The sequence below is a fragment of the Pseudomonas azerbaijanorientalis genome, assembly GCF_019139795.1.
In the GTDB taxonomy this organism is placed as follows: Bacteria; Pseudomonadota; Gammaproteobacteria; order Pseudomonadales; family Pseudomonadaceae; genus Aquipseudomonas; species Aquipseudomonas laurylsulfatiphila.
This window is the reverse complement of record NZ_CP077078.1, coordinates 3,919,578-3,932,810: the sequence shown is the minus strand read 5'-3', so window position 1 is coordinate 3,932,810 and position 13,233 is coordinate 3,919,578. Positions and strand designations below refer to the sequence as shown.

The 13,233-nt window shown below is 62.7% G+C and carries 14 protein-coding genes and 1 pseudogene; 13 read left to right on the top strand and 2 right to left on the bottom strand.

The genetic code is table 11. The annotated features are described in order from the left end of the window. Nucleotides 1-76 precede the first annotated feature (76 nt). The 12 genes and pseudogenes from KSS91_RS17405 (at nt 77) to KSS91_RS28500 (ending at nt 10,932) form a co-directional block, all read left to right on the top strand. Complete coding sequence (locus tag KSS91_RS17405) at nt 77-937, top strand: ABC transporter permease (RefSeq protein ID WP_007987087.1); 861 nt, start codon at nt 77-79, stop codon at nt 935-937. Further along, nucleotides 934-1,740: an ABC transporter permease gene (locus tag KSS91_RS17400; RefSeq protein WP_217835556.1), complete on the top strand. Its 807-nt coding sequence runs from the start codon at nt 934-936 to the stop codon at nt 1,738-1,740. Before KSS91_RS17405 ends, KSS91_RS17400 begins: the two co-directional genes overlap by 4 nt. Continuing rightward, a complete protein-coding gene (locus tag KSS91_RS17395) occupies nt 1,733-2,812 on the top strand; it encodes an ABC transporter ATP-binding protein (protein WP_007976116.1) in 1,080 nt (359 codons plus the stop codon). The genes KSS91_RS17400 and KSS91_RS17395 overlap by 8 nt, the downstream gene beginning before the upstream one ends. A gap of 32 nt (nt 2,813-2,844) precedes the next feature. Continuing rightward, nucleotides 2,845-4,128: a nucleotide disphospho-sugar-binding domain-containing protein gene (locus tag KSS91_RS17390; protein WP_217835555.1), complete on the top strand. Its 1,284-nt coding sequence runs from the start codon at nt 2,845-2,847 to the stop codon at nt 4,126-4,128. Then, nucleotides 4,121-4,489: a cupin domain-containing protein gene (locus tag KSS91_RS17385; RefSeq protein ID WP_007976120.1), complete on the top strand. Its 369-nt coding sequence runs from the start codon at nt 4,121-4,123 to the stop codon at nt 4,487-4,489. Before KSS91_RS17390 ends, KSS91_RS17385 begins: the two co-directional genes overlap by 8 nt. 204 nt (nt 4,490-4,693) lie before the next feature. After that, on the top strand, nt 4,694-5,038 hold the full coding sequence (locus KSS91_RS17380) for a cupin domain-containing protein (protein ID WP_007976122.1): 345 nt from the start codon (nt 4,694-4,696) through the stop codon (nt 5,036-5,038). A 5-nt stretch (nt 5,039-5,043) separates the two neighbouring features. Beyond that, nucleotides 5,044-6,111 (top strand): aminoglycoside phosphotransferase family protein, encoded by a 1,068-nt coding sequence (locus KSS91_RS17375; RefSeq protein WP_217835554.1) that lies wholly within the window; start codon nt 5,044-5,046, stop codon nt 6,109-6,111. After that, nucleotides 6,098-7,606, top strand: coding sequence for an aldehyde dehydrogenase family protein (locus KSS91_RS17370; RefSeq protein WP_217835553.1), 1,509 nt, complete (start codon nt 6,098-6,100; stop codon nt 7,604-7,606). The genes KSS91_RS17375 and KSS91_RS17370 overlap by 14 nt, the downstream gene beginning before the upstream one ends. Before the next feature lie 27 nt (nt 7,607-7,633). Further along, nucleotides 7,634-8,113 (top strand): annotated as a pseudogene (locus KSS91_RS28285) (NTP transferase domain-containing protein); the annotation flags it as partial. Nucleotides 8,114-8,407: 294 nt separating this feature from the next. Then, nucleotides 8,408-9,886 (top strand): aldehyde dehydrogenase family protein, encoded by a 1,479-nt coding sequence (locus KSS91_RS17365; RefSeq protein ID WP_225923770.1) that lies wholly within the window; start codon nt 8,408-8,410, stop codon nt 9,884-9,886. A 584-nt stretch (nt 9,887-10,470) separates the two neighbouring features. Continuing rightward, the gene (locus KSS91_RS17360) at nt 10,471-10,617 is read left to right on the top strand and encodes a hypothetical protein (RefSeq protein WP_217835551.1); all 147 of its coding nucleotides are present in this window, start codon (nt 10,471-10,473) and stop codon (nt 10,615-10,617) included. Between the two features lie 189 nt (nt 10,618-10,806). Beyond that, a complete protein-coding gene (locus KSS91_RS28500) occupies nt 10,807-10,932 on the top strand; it encodes a hypothetical protein (protein ID WP_263986893.1) in 126 nt (41 codons plus the stop codon). Nucleotides 10,933-11,059: 127 nt separating this feature from the next. Here the strand turns inward: KSS91_RS28500 and KSS91_RS17355 are convergent, their stop codons facing one another. Further along, nucleotides 11,060-12,019 carry an efflux RND transporter periplasmic adaptor subunit gene (locus KSS91_RS17355; protein WP_015095610.1) on the bottom strand — a complete coding sequence of 320 codons (960 nt, stop codon included), beginning with the start codon at nt 12,017-12,019 and terminating at the stop codon, nt 11,060-11,062. Nucleotides 12,020-12,022: 3 nt separating this feature from the next. Next, nucleotides 12,023-12,394, bottom strand: coding sequence for a DUF3302 domain-containing protein (locus KSS91_RS17350; protein WP_217835550.1), 372 nt, complete (start codon nt 12,392-12,394; stop codon nt 12,023-12,025). A gap of 151 nt (nt 12,395-12,545) precedes the next feature. Between KSS91_RS17350 and KSS91_RS17345 the strand changes: the two genes are divergently transcribed. Continuing rightward, complete coding sequence (locus KSS91_RS17345) at nt 12,546-13,208, top strand: VIT1/CCC1 transporter family protein (RefSeq protein ID WP_015095608.1); 663 nt, start codon at nt 12,546-12,548, stop codon at nt 13,206-13,208. Nucleotides 13,209-13,233: the final 25 nt, after the last annotated feature.

Below are 13,233 nucleotides of genomic sequence, written 5' to 3'. Positions count from 1 at the left end.
GTCGATCCGAGGCATGCCCGGCATGCCTCGCCACGCTCGCAAGCCGCCTCTGTCCTGAGGCGGGAGGATAGGGTTAATGAGTGCTTTGCATGCTGACAGGCGTCTGTCGGCCTGGCTTCTTGCGCCCGGCTTTGGCTGGCTGCTGATGTTCCTGGTGATTCCGTGCCTGCTGGTGCTGGTCTACAGCTTCGTCGAACGCGGTGCCTACGGTGGCATCGACTGGTTGTTCACCTGGGAAAACTATCAGCGCGCGTTCGATCCGCTGTACCTGGGCATCCTGCTCAAGTCGGCGAAAATCGCCGGGCTGGCCACGGTGTTCGCGGTGTTGATCGGCTACCCGGCAGCCTATGCGATTGCCCGGGCGCCACGGCGGCGCCAGGCGGTGTACCTGTTCCTGGTGATGCTGCCGTTCTGGAGCAATTACCTGATCCGCACCTACGCCTGGATCGTCCTGCTCAACCGTGAAGGCCTGATCAACCGCCTGCTGCAAGTGTTCGGCTACAGCGGCGAACCCATCAGCCTGCTGTACACCGAGTCGTCCGTGGTGTTGGGGCTGGTCTACAACTACATCCCCTTTGTGATCCTGGCGATTTTCTCGTCGCTGTCGCGGATCAACAACGAACTGTGGGACGCCTCGAAAGACCTCGGCGCCTCGGGCTGGATGACCTTTCGCCGGATCATCCTGCCGCTGAGCGTGCCGGGTATCGCCGCCGGTGCGGTGTTTGTCTTCGTCTTGAGCATCGGCAACTTCATCACCGCCGACCTGCTCGGTGGCAAGCAGGTGCAGATGGTCGGCAACCTGATCTATTCGCAGTTCCTCACGGCGCGGGACTGGCCGTTCGGCGCCGCACTGAGCTTCTTCCTGATCGCGATCATGCTGATCCTGTTGTTCATCCAGGCCCTGGTGGCCCGTCGTGCAGAAGGGGCGCGCTCATGAGTCAGCCACGTTCTGTCAGCGCCACCGTGCTGGGTTCGCACCTGGGCCTAGTGTACGCCTTCCTTTATATACCGATCCTGGTGTTGATCCTGCTGTCGTTCAACAAGTCCGGGTTGCCCACCGCCTGGGGCGGCGTGTCGTTGAAGTGGTACGCGGCACTGGCGCACAACACGGCGATCCTGTCGGCGGCGCTCAACACCCTGATCGTCGCCTTGTCGGCGACCTTCATTGCCTGCGTGCTCGGCACGTTCCTCGCGTTGGGCATCGAGTTGCGCCGCAAGGGCAATGACAAGGGCCAGGTGGTCGATACCTTGCTGATGGCGCCGATGATCATTCCCGACATCGTGCTGGCGATTGCGCTGCTGAGCTTCTTCAACCTGCTCAAGGTTGGCCTGGGCCTGCACTCGATCATCATCAGCCACGCCGTGTTCAACATCGCCTTCGTCTGCGCGGTGGTGCGCACGCGGCTCAAGCACTTCGACTATTCGATCCTCGAAGCCTCGATCGACCTCGGTGCCAGCTGGTTCACCACCTTGCGCCGGGTGCTGTTGCCGGTGATCTTCCCCGGCGTGCTGGCCGGTGGATTGCTGTCGTTCACCCTGTCGGTGGACGAATTCATCATCGCCTTTTTCAACTCCGGCTCCGGCCAGGCTTCGACCACGTTGCCCATGCAGATCTACGCCATGATCCGCTTCGGCGTCACCCCGGAAATCAACGCTCTGGCGACGCTGGTGATGCTGGTCAGCATCACCGCGCTGCTGGCTTCGCAGCGTCTCAACAAGGCTCCTCGCACCCATGAATAATTCATCTGCGGTACTGATCCTGGACAAGGTCAGCAAGTCTTATGGCAATGGCCTGGCGGTCAACGAGGTGTCGCTGAGCATCCGCGAGAACGAGTTCTTCGCGTTGCTCGGGCCGTCCGGCTGCGGCAAGACCACGCTGCTGCGCATGCTCGCCGGTTTCGAAACCCCCAGCGGTGGTTGCATCTACCTGGACGGCAATGACATCTCGCCGCTGCCGGCCAACAAGCGTCCGCTGAACCTGATGTTCCAGTCCTATGCGCTGTTTCCCAACATGACCGTGCGCAAGAACATCGCCTACGGCCTGGAAATGGAGCGTCTGCCCGAAAGCGAAATCCGTCGGCGGGTCGATGAGGTGCTGAGCACCGCGCAGCTCGGTGAGCTGGCCGAGCGCAAGCCCGATCAGCTGTCCGGCGGCCAGCGTCAGCGGGTGGCATTGGCCCGGGCGCTCGTCAAGCGTCCACGGGTGCTGCTGCTCGACGAGCCCTTGGGCGCCCTCGACAAAAAGCTGCGGGAAAAGATGCAGCTGGAACTCAAGCGCCTGCAACACGAGAGCGGCATCACCTTCATCATCGTCACCCACGATCAGGAAGAAGCGCTGGTGATGTCCGACCGCATGGCGGTGCTCGACGGCGGCAAGGTGTGCCAGTGCGGCAGTCCGTCGGAGCTGTACGAGAATCCCAACAGCCGTTTTGTCGCCAACTTCATCGGCGTCAGCAACCTGCTCGAAGGCGTGCGCTCGGGCCAGCACTCGGTGCGCGTGAATGGCCAGGAGTTGAGCGTGGAAACCGACGCACCGCTGGTGTCCGGCCAGTCCGTCGCCGTGGTGGTACGCCCCGAGCGCCTGCAAGTGCTGACAGAGCAGGGCAGCGATTGCCCGAATCAGGTCAGCGGAAAAATCGTCGAAGTCGCCTACCACGGCCTCGACACCAACCTGCATGTGCAGACAGCCCTCAGCGACAAACCGCTGATCGTGCGCGTGCCGTCTTCACAGTTTGAATTCGCCCATTTTGCAATCGACACGACCATCCGGCTGGGCTGGCAAGCCCGGCATGCCCGCGTATTGACACGCTGAACAATAAAAAGACCAGGCAGGAGCAGCACTCGATGAAACAGAAAGTGATCGCATTCTTCCCCGAAGCCGCCTACGGCCCGGCGCTGAACTCAGTGGGTATCGCCCAGGCCTGTGAAGCCCTGGGCCATAAAGCGGTGTTCCTCACCGACCCGGGCATGAGCGGTGTCTACGCCGGGTATGGTTTCGAGGAGCACATGGTCAACATGTCGGCACCGATGCCGGCCGAAGAGATGGCCCGCTACTGGGTCGACTTCATCAACGGCCACATCCCGAATTTCCGCAAGTCGCCGCTGGAGCAGATCGACAATTACGTCAAGGAATGCTGGGCAGCCATCGTCGAAACCGCCAAGTGGGCGCAAAAGGACCTGCCGGCGGTACTGGACAAGGTCAAGCCCGACCTGATCTGCGTCGACAACGTGATCCTGTTCCCGGCGATCAAGCAATATGGCAAGCCGTGGGTGCGGATCATTTCCTGCTCGGAAAACGAGATCGAAGACCCGGATATCCCGCCGCACCTGTCGGGCATGAGCATCGACGACAAGGCCGGCCACGCGCAATTCCGCCAGCGCTTCGAGGAGGTGGTCGGGCCGATCCACGAGGACTTCAACCAGTTCCTCCAGGCCCACGGTGAAGCGCCTTATCCGCTGGGGACCTTCTTTGAAGCCTCGCCCTTCATGAACCTGCTGCTGTACCCGGATGCGGTCAAGTTCGACCGCCGCCATCCGCTGCCGGCCGAGCGTTTCCATTACCTGCAAGGCTGTGTGCGCCACGACACGCCGTACGAGATTCCACCGTTCCGCGCCCACAACGACAAGCCGCTGCTGTACGCCAGCTTCGGCAGCCTCGGTTCCGGCGACGTCGAGTTGCTCAAGCGCCTGATCGAGGCGGTGGGCAAGCTGCCTTACCGGGCGTTGTTCAACGTCGGCGAGCACCTGGACGAATACACCGACCTGCCGGACAACGTGCAGATTTCCAACTGGTTCCCGCAGCCGTCGGTGATCGCCCAGGTCGACGCGGTGATCCACCACGGCGGCAACAACAGCTTCACCGAGTGCCTGTTCTTCGGCAAACCGGCGATCGTCATGTCCTACGTCTGGGACGGCCACGACAACGCCATGCGCGCTGAAGAAAGCGGTCACGGTTTCAAGCTCGACCGCTACGAATGGAGCGAAGAACAGCTCGCAGAAAAACTCCACGCCTGCCTCAACGACGGGGCGATGCGCCAACGCCTGCAGCGCACCAGCGCGCAGATGCAATCTCGCAAAGGACCGCAAGACGCGGCCGCGATTCTCGACAAGGTGCTCAACGATGCCTGATTCATCCACCACGGCGGGTATCACGCCGTACCTCGAAACCGTCAGCAGCCGCACCGACCTGGTGGACTGGGGCGTGCAGAGCGATGCCATCGAAGGCGTCTCGCATTCCAGCGGGCGCTTGCTGTTCAAAGGCCCGAACAACAGCCCGGAAACCGGACTGTGGGTGTGCACCCCCGGGCGCTGGCGGTTGTCGATTCCCCGGGACGAGCTGTGCCATTTCATTGCCGGGCACGCCACTTACCGTAACGACAATGGCGAGGTGATCGAAGTGCGCCCGAACACCCTGGTGCTGTTCCCGGCCGGCTGGACCGGTGAATGCGACGTCCGGGAAACCCTGCGCAACGTGTACATGCTGGCTTGAGCCTGACACCGGATTTGAACCTGACACTGACACTGGACCTGACACTGAACCTGTGGCGAGGGAGCTTGCTCCCGTTGGGCAGCGAAGCTGCCCCCCAGCTCTTACCCTGAAAAGCAGGGCCTGCTGCGCAGTCCAGCGGGAGCAAGCTCCCTCGCCACAGGCTTTTTGATCGTTCATTTGAATTGATTTATTGGAGAGCAACACATGACTACCCCGTTTCTGTACGACCCGCTGAGCATCACCGACGTCAAGGATTGGGGCGTGATCCCGACCATGCTCGAAGGTGAATCCCGCGTTTCCGGCGTGGTGCTGCACAAAGGCCCCGAAGGTCAGTCCGAATGCGGCATCTGGATCTGCACCCCGGGCAAATGGTTTTGCCATGTCACCAGCGACGAGTTCTGCCACTTCCTCGAAGGCCGCTGCACGTATGTCCACGAGTCCGGCGAAGTGATCGAGATCAAGCCCGACACCGCCGCCTTCTTCGGCAAGGACTGGAAGGGTGTGTGCACCGTCCACGAGACCATCAAAAAGGTCTACATGATCCGGTGACTGCCATGACAGATGCACTGGCGTCATTGCCAACCCGTGAAGACCAGCGCGCCGCCTTTCTGGCACGCGCCGGTTTCGCCGGGGCCTCGCTGGTGGCCTTGCCGGCGGATGCTTCGACCCGGCGCTATTTCCGCCTGGACGGCGCCGGCCTGTTGCTGATGGATTCGCCGCCCCATAGCGAACCCATCGGCCCGTTTGTGCGCATCGCCCGGCAGTTGCAAGGGCTGGGTCTGTCCGCGCCGGCCTTGCTGGAAGTAGATGAAGAGGCGGGGCTGGCGCTGATCGAGGATTTCGGTCACGACACCTACACCCGGCTGTTGCTGGCCGGGCATTCGGAGTCGGCGTTGTATCACCTGGCGGTCGATACGCTGGTGGCCTTGCATCGCGCAGCGCCCGCGGCGGAACTGGCGCCTTACGACGCGCAGCGACTGGCGGACGAGTGCGCGCTGTTTATCGACTGGTACGTGCCTTTACTCGTCGGCAAAGAGGCGGCACAGGGGCTGCGCGATGAGTACCTGGCGCTGTTCGCCGCGGCTTGTGGTGACGTAGCCCAGCGCCGCGAAGCCCTGGTGCTGCGTGACTTTCACGTTGACAACCTGATGCTGCTGCAAGGCCGCGAAGGTGTTGCCGCCTGTGGCTTGCTGGATTTCCAGGACGCCCTGGCCGGAGCGGCGGCCTATGACCTGATGTCGCTGCTCGAAGACGCCCGGCGCGATGTGCCCGAGGCGTTGCGTGAGGCACTGATCAGCCATTACCTGTCGCAGCGCCGGGAGCTGGACGCGCGGCGTTTTCTCGAAGACTACCGGCGCCTGGCCGCCCAGCGTCACGCCAAGGTGCTGGGGATTTTCGTGCGCCTGGCCGGCCGCGACGGCAAGCACGGTTACCTGGCGCACCTGCCGCGCACCCTGGGTCTGTTTGTCCGTGCGCTGGACGCCGAGGCCTTTGCGCCTCTGCGCCAGTGGCTCGACCGGCACGTGCCGGGCTGGCGAGAAGAACTGCCCGCCACGACCCTGGCGACATTGCGTCAAACCCCTTATCGATTGGTTCAAGGATCATCCCATGGCCACCTTTAACAGCGATTCTGCCTTGCGTTTCATCAACCCCGAGTTCCTGCCGCTGAGCGATGGCCGCGTGCGCCAGGTGCTCGATCCGGCGACCCTGCAACCGGTCGGGCAAGTCGGCGTGTGTGGCGAAGCCGATGTGCAAGCCGCCATCGATGCCGCCACCGCCGCGCAAAAGCAATGGCGCCTGGTCGACGCGAAAAGCCGCGCCGCGCGCCTGCATCAACTGGCCAATGCCATCGAACAGAACCTGGCGTGCAACCGTGAAGTCGCACGCCTGATGACCCTGGAGATGGGCAAGCCGTTTCCCGAGGCCATGGGCGAACTGGCCAACTGCGCGCCGATCTTTCGCTACTACGCGGAAATGGCCCGGGACGATGCCGGCAAGGTCGCCGGCACCACGCAGATCGGTTCCTTCCAGCATGTGCGCTACGAGCCCTATGGCGTCAGCGTGCACATCATGCCGTTCAACTTTCCGATCCTGCTGATGTGCTGGACGGTCGCCGCGTCGCTGGCGGCGGGCAATGCCTGCCTCATCAAGCCGGCGGAAGCCACGACCCTGTGCACCCTCAAGTTCATGGAACATTTCAGCGCATTGTTGCCGGGACTGGTGTCCTGTGTGCCGGGCGATGCGGTGACTGCGCAACTGCTGGTGCAGTCGGCGCAGACCCACGCGGTGGCGTTCACCGGCAGTGTCGCGGCGGGCAAGGCGGTGGCCGTGGCCTGTGCCGAGCGGATGAAGCCTTGCGTCATCGAGGCCGGTGGCAGCGATCCATTGATCATCTCCAGGCATGCGCCGCTGGATGTCGCAGCGGCGGGGGCAGTGACGGCTGCGTTCCATCTCAGCGGGCAGATCTGCACCTCGGCCGAGCGCCTCTATGTCGTGGACGAGGTGCATGACGAGTTTGTCGCGAAGTTCGCCGAGCGCACCCGCGCCCTGCGCATCGGCCATGGCCTGGAGCGCTCGGAGATCGGGCCGATGGTCAGCGAAGCGGCCCGCAACAAAGTCATGCGCCTGGTCGATGACGCCGTGGCCAAGGGCGCGAAAGTGGTGTGTGGCGGGCGGATTCCACCCCGGCAGACGGTCGGCTGGTTCTATGAGCCGACCATCCTCACCGGCGTGACCGCTGACATGGCGATTCTTCAGGAAGAGTGCTTTGGCCCCGTGGCGGCGATCTGCCGGGTCAGCGATTTCGATGAGGCGGTGCGGCTGGCCAACGACTCGCCGTTCGGCCTCGGGGCCTCGCTGTTTTCCACGGACCTGGCCGAAGCCATGGAGGCCGCCGAGCGCCTGGAGGCGGGGATGGTCTGGGTCAACAACCCGCTGATCGACAACGATGCGCTGCCGTTCGGTGGCTGGAAGATGTCCGGCCTTGGGCGCGAGCTCGGGCGTCAGGGGCTGGAAGCGTTCCGCCGCTCGAAAATGGTCATCATCGATCACCAGCCGAAGATTCAGGACTGGTGGTATCCCTACGCCGACGATGTGTTCTATCGCGATCCGGCCTGAAGCCCGGATGCACACAGGAGGATCGTGATGAGCGACAACATGGGCGGGTCGACGCTGGCGGTGATTCTCGCGGCCGGGCAGGGCAAGCGGATGCAGTCGCCGCTGCCCAAGGTCTTGCACCCGGTGGGCAACCGGCCGCTGCTCGGCCATGTGCTGGCGGCGGTGGAGGCGGCCGGTATCGAGCAACGGGCGGTGGTGGTGGGCGCGGGCGGCGAGCAGGTGGCTGAATATCTGCGGCAGGTCGCACCGACGGCACAGGTGTTTACCCAGCACGAACAACGGGGCACGGCCCACGCGGTACTCGCCGCCCGACCGGCCTTGCAGGTCCAGCAGCAGGGCTATGTGTTGGTGCTGTTTGGCGACTCCCCCCTGATCACCCCGCAGACCCTGAATCGCTTGCGCAGGGCGTTGATGGACGGCGCAGCGGTGGCGGTGGCGGGGTTCCACACCCAGCGGCCGGGACCCTATGGGCGGCTGCTGGTGGAGCAGGGGCGTTTGCGGGCGATCCGCGAAGCCAGGGATGCCAGCCCGCAGGAGCTGGACATCAACTTCTGCAATGGCGGCGTCATGGGCCTGCGGGCAGATACCTGCCTGTGGTTGCTGGAGCGTATCGGCAACCGCAACGCCCAGGGCGAGTACTACCTCACCGATGCGGTGGCGGTGGCCAACGAGGCGGGGCTGATGGTGACTGCCGTGGAAGTGGAGGAAACCGACGTGCTCGGGGTCAATGACCGCGAGCAATTGCAGGTCGTCGAACAGCTGTACCAGCAGCGTCGGCAGCGCAGGATCAAGGAGTGTGCCATGGGTGACTATCAACGGTTGTACATCGGCGGTGAGTGGGTTGCCCCGGTTCAACGCGGTGTTTTCGATACGCTCGATCCGAGTGACGAATCGGTGCTGGCGCGGGTCGCTTCTGCCACGTTCGAGGACGTCGACCGGGCGGTGGCGGCCGCGCGTTCGGCGTTTGATGAGGGGGACTGGCCACGCTGGTCCGGCACGCAGCGGGCCGAGGTCCTGCGCCGTATCGCCGAGGGCATCCGCCACCGTCAGGATGAACTGGCCGCCATCGAAGTGCGCGACAACGGCAAGCCATTGCCGGAAGCGTTATGGGACATCGCCGACACCGCCGGTTGTTTCGATTTCTATGCCGGGTTGGCCGAGCAGTCGGATCAACAGGGTGAACAGTCGATCGATGTGTCGGATGCGCGCTTCACGTCATCGGTGATCAAGGAACCGGTCGGTGTGGTCGCGGCGATCATCCCGTGGAATTTCCCGATGCTGATGGCTTCGTGGAAAGTGGCCCCGGCGCTGGCGGCAGGTTGCACCGTCGTGCTCAAGCCATCGGAGCTGACCCCGTTGACCGCCCTCGAACTGGCGGCTATCGCCGACAGGGCGGGCCTACCGGCCGGGGTACTGAACGTGATCACGGGCCTGGGACGCGAGGCGGGCGCGCCGCTGGCCAAACACCCGTATGTCGACAAAGTCGCCTTCACCGGCAGCGTACCGACCGGGCGCAAGATCATGCAGGCGGCTGCCAACGACATCAAAAACATCAGCCTGGAGCTGGGCGGCAAATCACCTTTCGTGATCTTCGCCGACAGCGACATTGAAGCCGCCGTGGAGTGGATTCTGTTCGGGATCTTCTGGAATCAGGGCCAGGTCTGTTCAGCCACTTCGCGGGTGCTGGTGGAGCGCGGGTTATACCCGGCGTTGCTCGAACGCCTGATTGCCGCGACCGAGCAGATTCAGATCGGCCAGGGTTTCGAGGAGGGGGTGAAACTCGGGCCACTGGTCAGTCAGGGGCAACTGGACAAGGTGCTGGCGGCCATTGCAGCCGGTCAGCAAGAGGGTGCGCGGCTGGTGTCGGGCGGTGGGCGGCCGGGCAATCTGGAAAAGGGTTACTACCTGACGCCGGCGATTTTCGCCGATGTCCCCGAAGACAGCTCGGTATGGCGTGAGGAAATCTTCGGCCCAGTGGTGTGCCTGCGCGCCTTCGACACGGAAGCCGAAGCGATCCGATTGGCCAATGACTCGCCGTTCGGCCTGGCGGCAGCGGTCATGTCCCGGGATATCCCGCGCTGCGAACGGGTCGCTCGCGGATTTCGCGCCGGCATTGTCTGGGTCAACTGCTCGCAGCCGACCTTCGTCGAAGCGCCGTGGGGCGGCTACAAGCAGAGCGGCATCGGTCGCGAACTGGGTGAGTGGGGCTACAACAGCTACCTGGAAACCAAGCAGATCACCCGCTACAACGGCGAACCCTGGGGGTGGTACCTGAAGTGAACGCCGGTTGGCAGGTGCCCCGCAGGGGGTATCGGCCACAAAACCCTGTAGGAGCGAGCCTGCTCGCGATGGTCGTCAACGATAACGCGGGCTGCCGGGTACCCCGCGGCGCTCTCGGGTTTATCGCGAGCAAGCTCGCTCCTACATCATCCCCATACATGGGTTATTACACCCACCTGGCTGGGGCCTTTATCACCAAATTTGCGTCTCGCCTGGCACACCGGCAAACAGCTTGCTAATTAACCTGGATTTTTTCTTCGCCCTGTGGTGATGGCTCATTCGTTGCTTAACCCCTTGGTACCCGCAACAGTTTTCGTCCCGGACATCATGGAGACGGCGGGGCTCGCCTGATTCGGTATGACGCGAGGGGTGAAAAATGAAGCCAGCGACACCAGCATGCAATGCCATCGCCTTACCGCTAAGGTCAAGCCCGCCCTGCACGATGCTCCTTCCCGGAACATGTCACGGGCTGACAACGCGCCTCCACCCAACGTGCAGACATCACTCAATTCGCCACCGACGACCAGCCCAGCCAATTGTTCGCGAGAGCTATTACATGTACGGCGGCAAAGGGAGAATTGGTGATGGCTTCCACGACTAAATCCATTGCTCTAACCACGAAAAGATCGACACACATTTATAAGCAGTTCGCTCAGTTGAGTCTGATGTTTATCGCGTTGCTGATGATGCTGGCGTTGTCCGGCGTACTGGCGATGGAGTTGACCCTTTGAGCGCTCTGACCTGCCGGCGCCGATGACGGGTCAGGTCGAATGCAAACGGGTGAGCAAGCCTGTGAATTACCCGGCCTATGGAACTGCACACCATTCGGGCGATCGAATCCTTTACGGGTGAGACGCGCATCGTAATGGTTACGCATTCGCATTGAACGCCCGGTATGGCTGTAAAGCCGGGAGGGCTGCATGGGAAACCGCGCGATGTTCAAGTTCTTTGCGGGCTACCTGTTCGTGTGCGCACTGCTGGCATGGGCGGTGACTCAGGCGTCGCCCTGGATTGCCTCGCACCTGCTGCTCAACTGGATTCTCTAGCGTCGTATCCCCTCAAGCACCGCGATCCGCAGCCTGCTCGATCAGTCGTTGCAACTGCGCGACCAGGCCGGTTCGCTGAACCGGCAACTGACCCCATTCAAGGGAGCCAGTTGCCGACGCTAGCGGGTTAGTGGAACGGAAAGATGTAGTTCATCCAGGCAGCCATGCGCAGGAGGATCTTGCGCATCATCGCGATGTGATGGAAATGCTGGCTGTACAACGCCGCCTGGCCGTAGGCACCGCCGGGCATCAGGTCGGCGTACTGGGCATAGTCGGGATCGGTGATTTCAATGATCACCGGTACCCGGCCGGCCGGTGGCGAACCGGTGAAACCGATCAGCGTGCCCGACGGTTGGATCTGGCCTTCGGCGATGACCGACACCACGGTTTTGACCTTGCCTTCGAACACCCTCCCGGGAATGCCGTCAAATGCGACTTCGGCCTCATCGCCCTCGGTCAGGCGCAACAGGCTGTTCTGCCGCATCCACGCCGAGAGGTAATGCCCTTCGGCGGGAATGAACACCATCGAAGGGCGCAGCGGCAATTTGGTCGCCATCATGCCCGGACGCAGCGAAACATGGGTGACGAAGCCTTTGCTCGGTGCGCGCACCGTGGTGTTGTCGAGTTCGTACTGCGCGTTGTCCAGTTGTGCCTTCAGGTCGTCACTGCGAGCGATCACCATATCCAGTTCACGTTGGGTACTGAAATTACGCTTGATCAACTCGGTGATCCGGGCACGATCGGCCTGGGCGGCAATCAGCTGTGCCTTGAGGGATTTGACCCGGTACTCGAAAGGCGCGGGGTCGATGCGAAACAGCACATCGCCTTTTTCCAGGGGCTGGTTGGTCTTGACCGGCACATCGATCACCTGGCCACTGACCACGGGAATCACCGGAACCGATACGAAATAGGAACGCGCCACCTCGGAGTAGGGGTGGTTGTAGTTCATGGTGAAAATCAGCGCGCCGATAATCAAGATCCCACCCAGCACCGCCGTGGGCACCGTCCATTTGTTCAGGGGGATGCGGAAGATCTTGAAGATGGCAACGCAGAGTGCCGCATACGTCAGTATGAGTAAGAGATCCATGGCTCAAATGCCCTCGCCGAGATTGTCCGTTGGCCGTCTGCTCTGTGCCGTACCCGTTGCTGCCTCGAGGCGCTCGATCCGGTCTTGCAGTTCGGCGACCTGTTGTTCGAGGTGAACCACATGGCTCTTGGGTGAGTGTCCGTCACTGAAACCCCAGCCCCGGTCCTCCCGATAGGCCATCGCCCAGATCCACAGGAACGGCCAGAGCGCGTGCAGGGTGAACAGGCTGACCCAGCCGGTGGCGTGGATTGCATCCTGGTGAGGGTGGTTGCGGTGGACGGCAATTTCATAGGGGATGTCGTGGAGCAGGATGATCCCGTAGAACAAGACGAGCCCGACAAAAATCAGCAGGCCCAGCGCGAAGTAATCAAGCATGAACCACTCCTCTTGAAGCAGGTAACGTGTGCGCATGAGTGTAGCCGTTCAATCTACACTTGACGGGGATGCGGATATCCAGCCTGGGCAACCGGTGCCTGGCCGAAGCGTCGACCGGTATCGTGCAGGCAGCCCAGGGGGAGGAGTATTCATGCCAGGCAATGATCAATTCGAGAGGGCGCCTGTACTTGACCCTGTCGAGCGCATTACCGAGGTGATCTTCGGCCTGCTGATGGCCATGACGTTCACCGGCACCATCAGCGTGGCCACGGCAGACCAGGCCGCCGAGCGCACGATGATGCTGGCCGCGCTCGGTTGCAATCTCGCCTGGGGACTGGCCGATGCGGTCATGTACCTGTTGCGCGCACTGGTCGAGCGCACGCGCAGGATCAAGCTGTACCTGGCCCTGCGCAATGGCGCGGACGCCACGGCCGGTCAGGCGCTCATTGCGCAAGTACTGCCGTTGCAATTCGCGACGGCGGCCGGCAGCGAGGGCCTGGAGCTGTTGCGCCGTCGGCTGCTCGAACAGCCGCCCTTGCCGATCAGGGCCGGCCTCGGTTGGAACGACTTCAGGGGCGCGTTCGGTGTTTTCCTGCTGGTGGTGGGCTCGACCTTTCCGCTGGTGGTGCCGTTCATACTGCTCGACCAGACGGCGCTCGCCATCCGTTTGTCCAACCTGATCGGGCTCGTGGTGCTGTTCATCGCAGGCTGGATGCTCGCCAGATACGCTGGCGCCACGCAGTGGCAGGGAGGGGTGATCATGGCCGCTACGGGAGGTGTGTTGATCCTTGCGATCATTGCGCTGGGCGGCTGATAACGGGACATAATTCAGCACACTA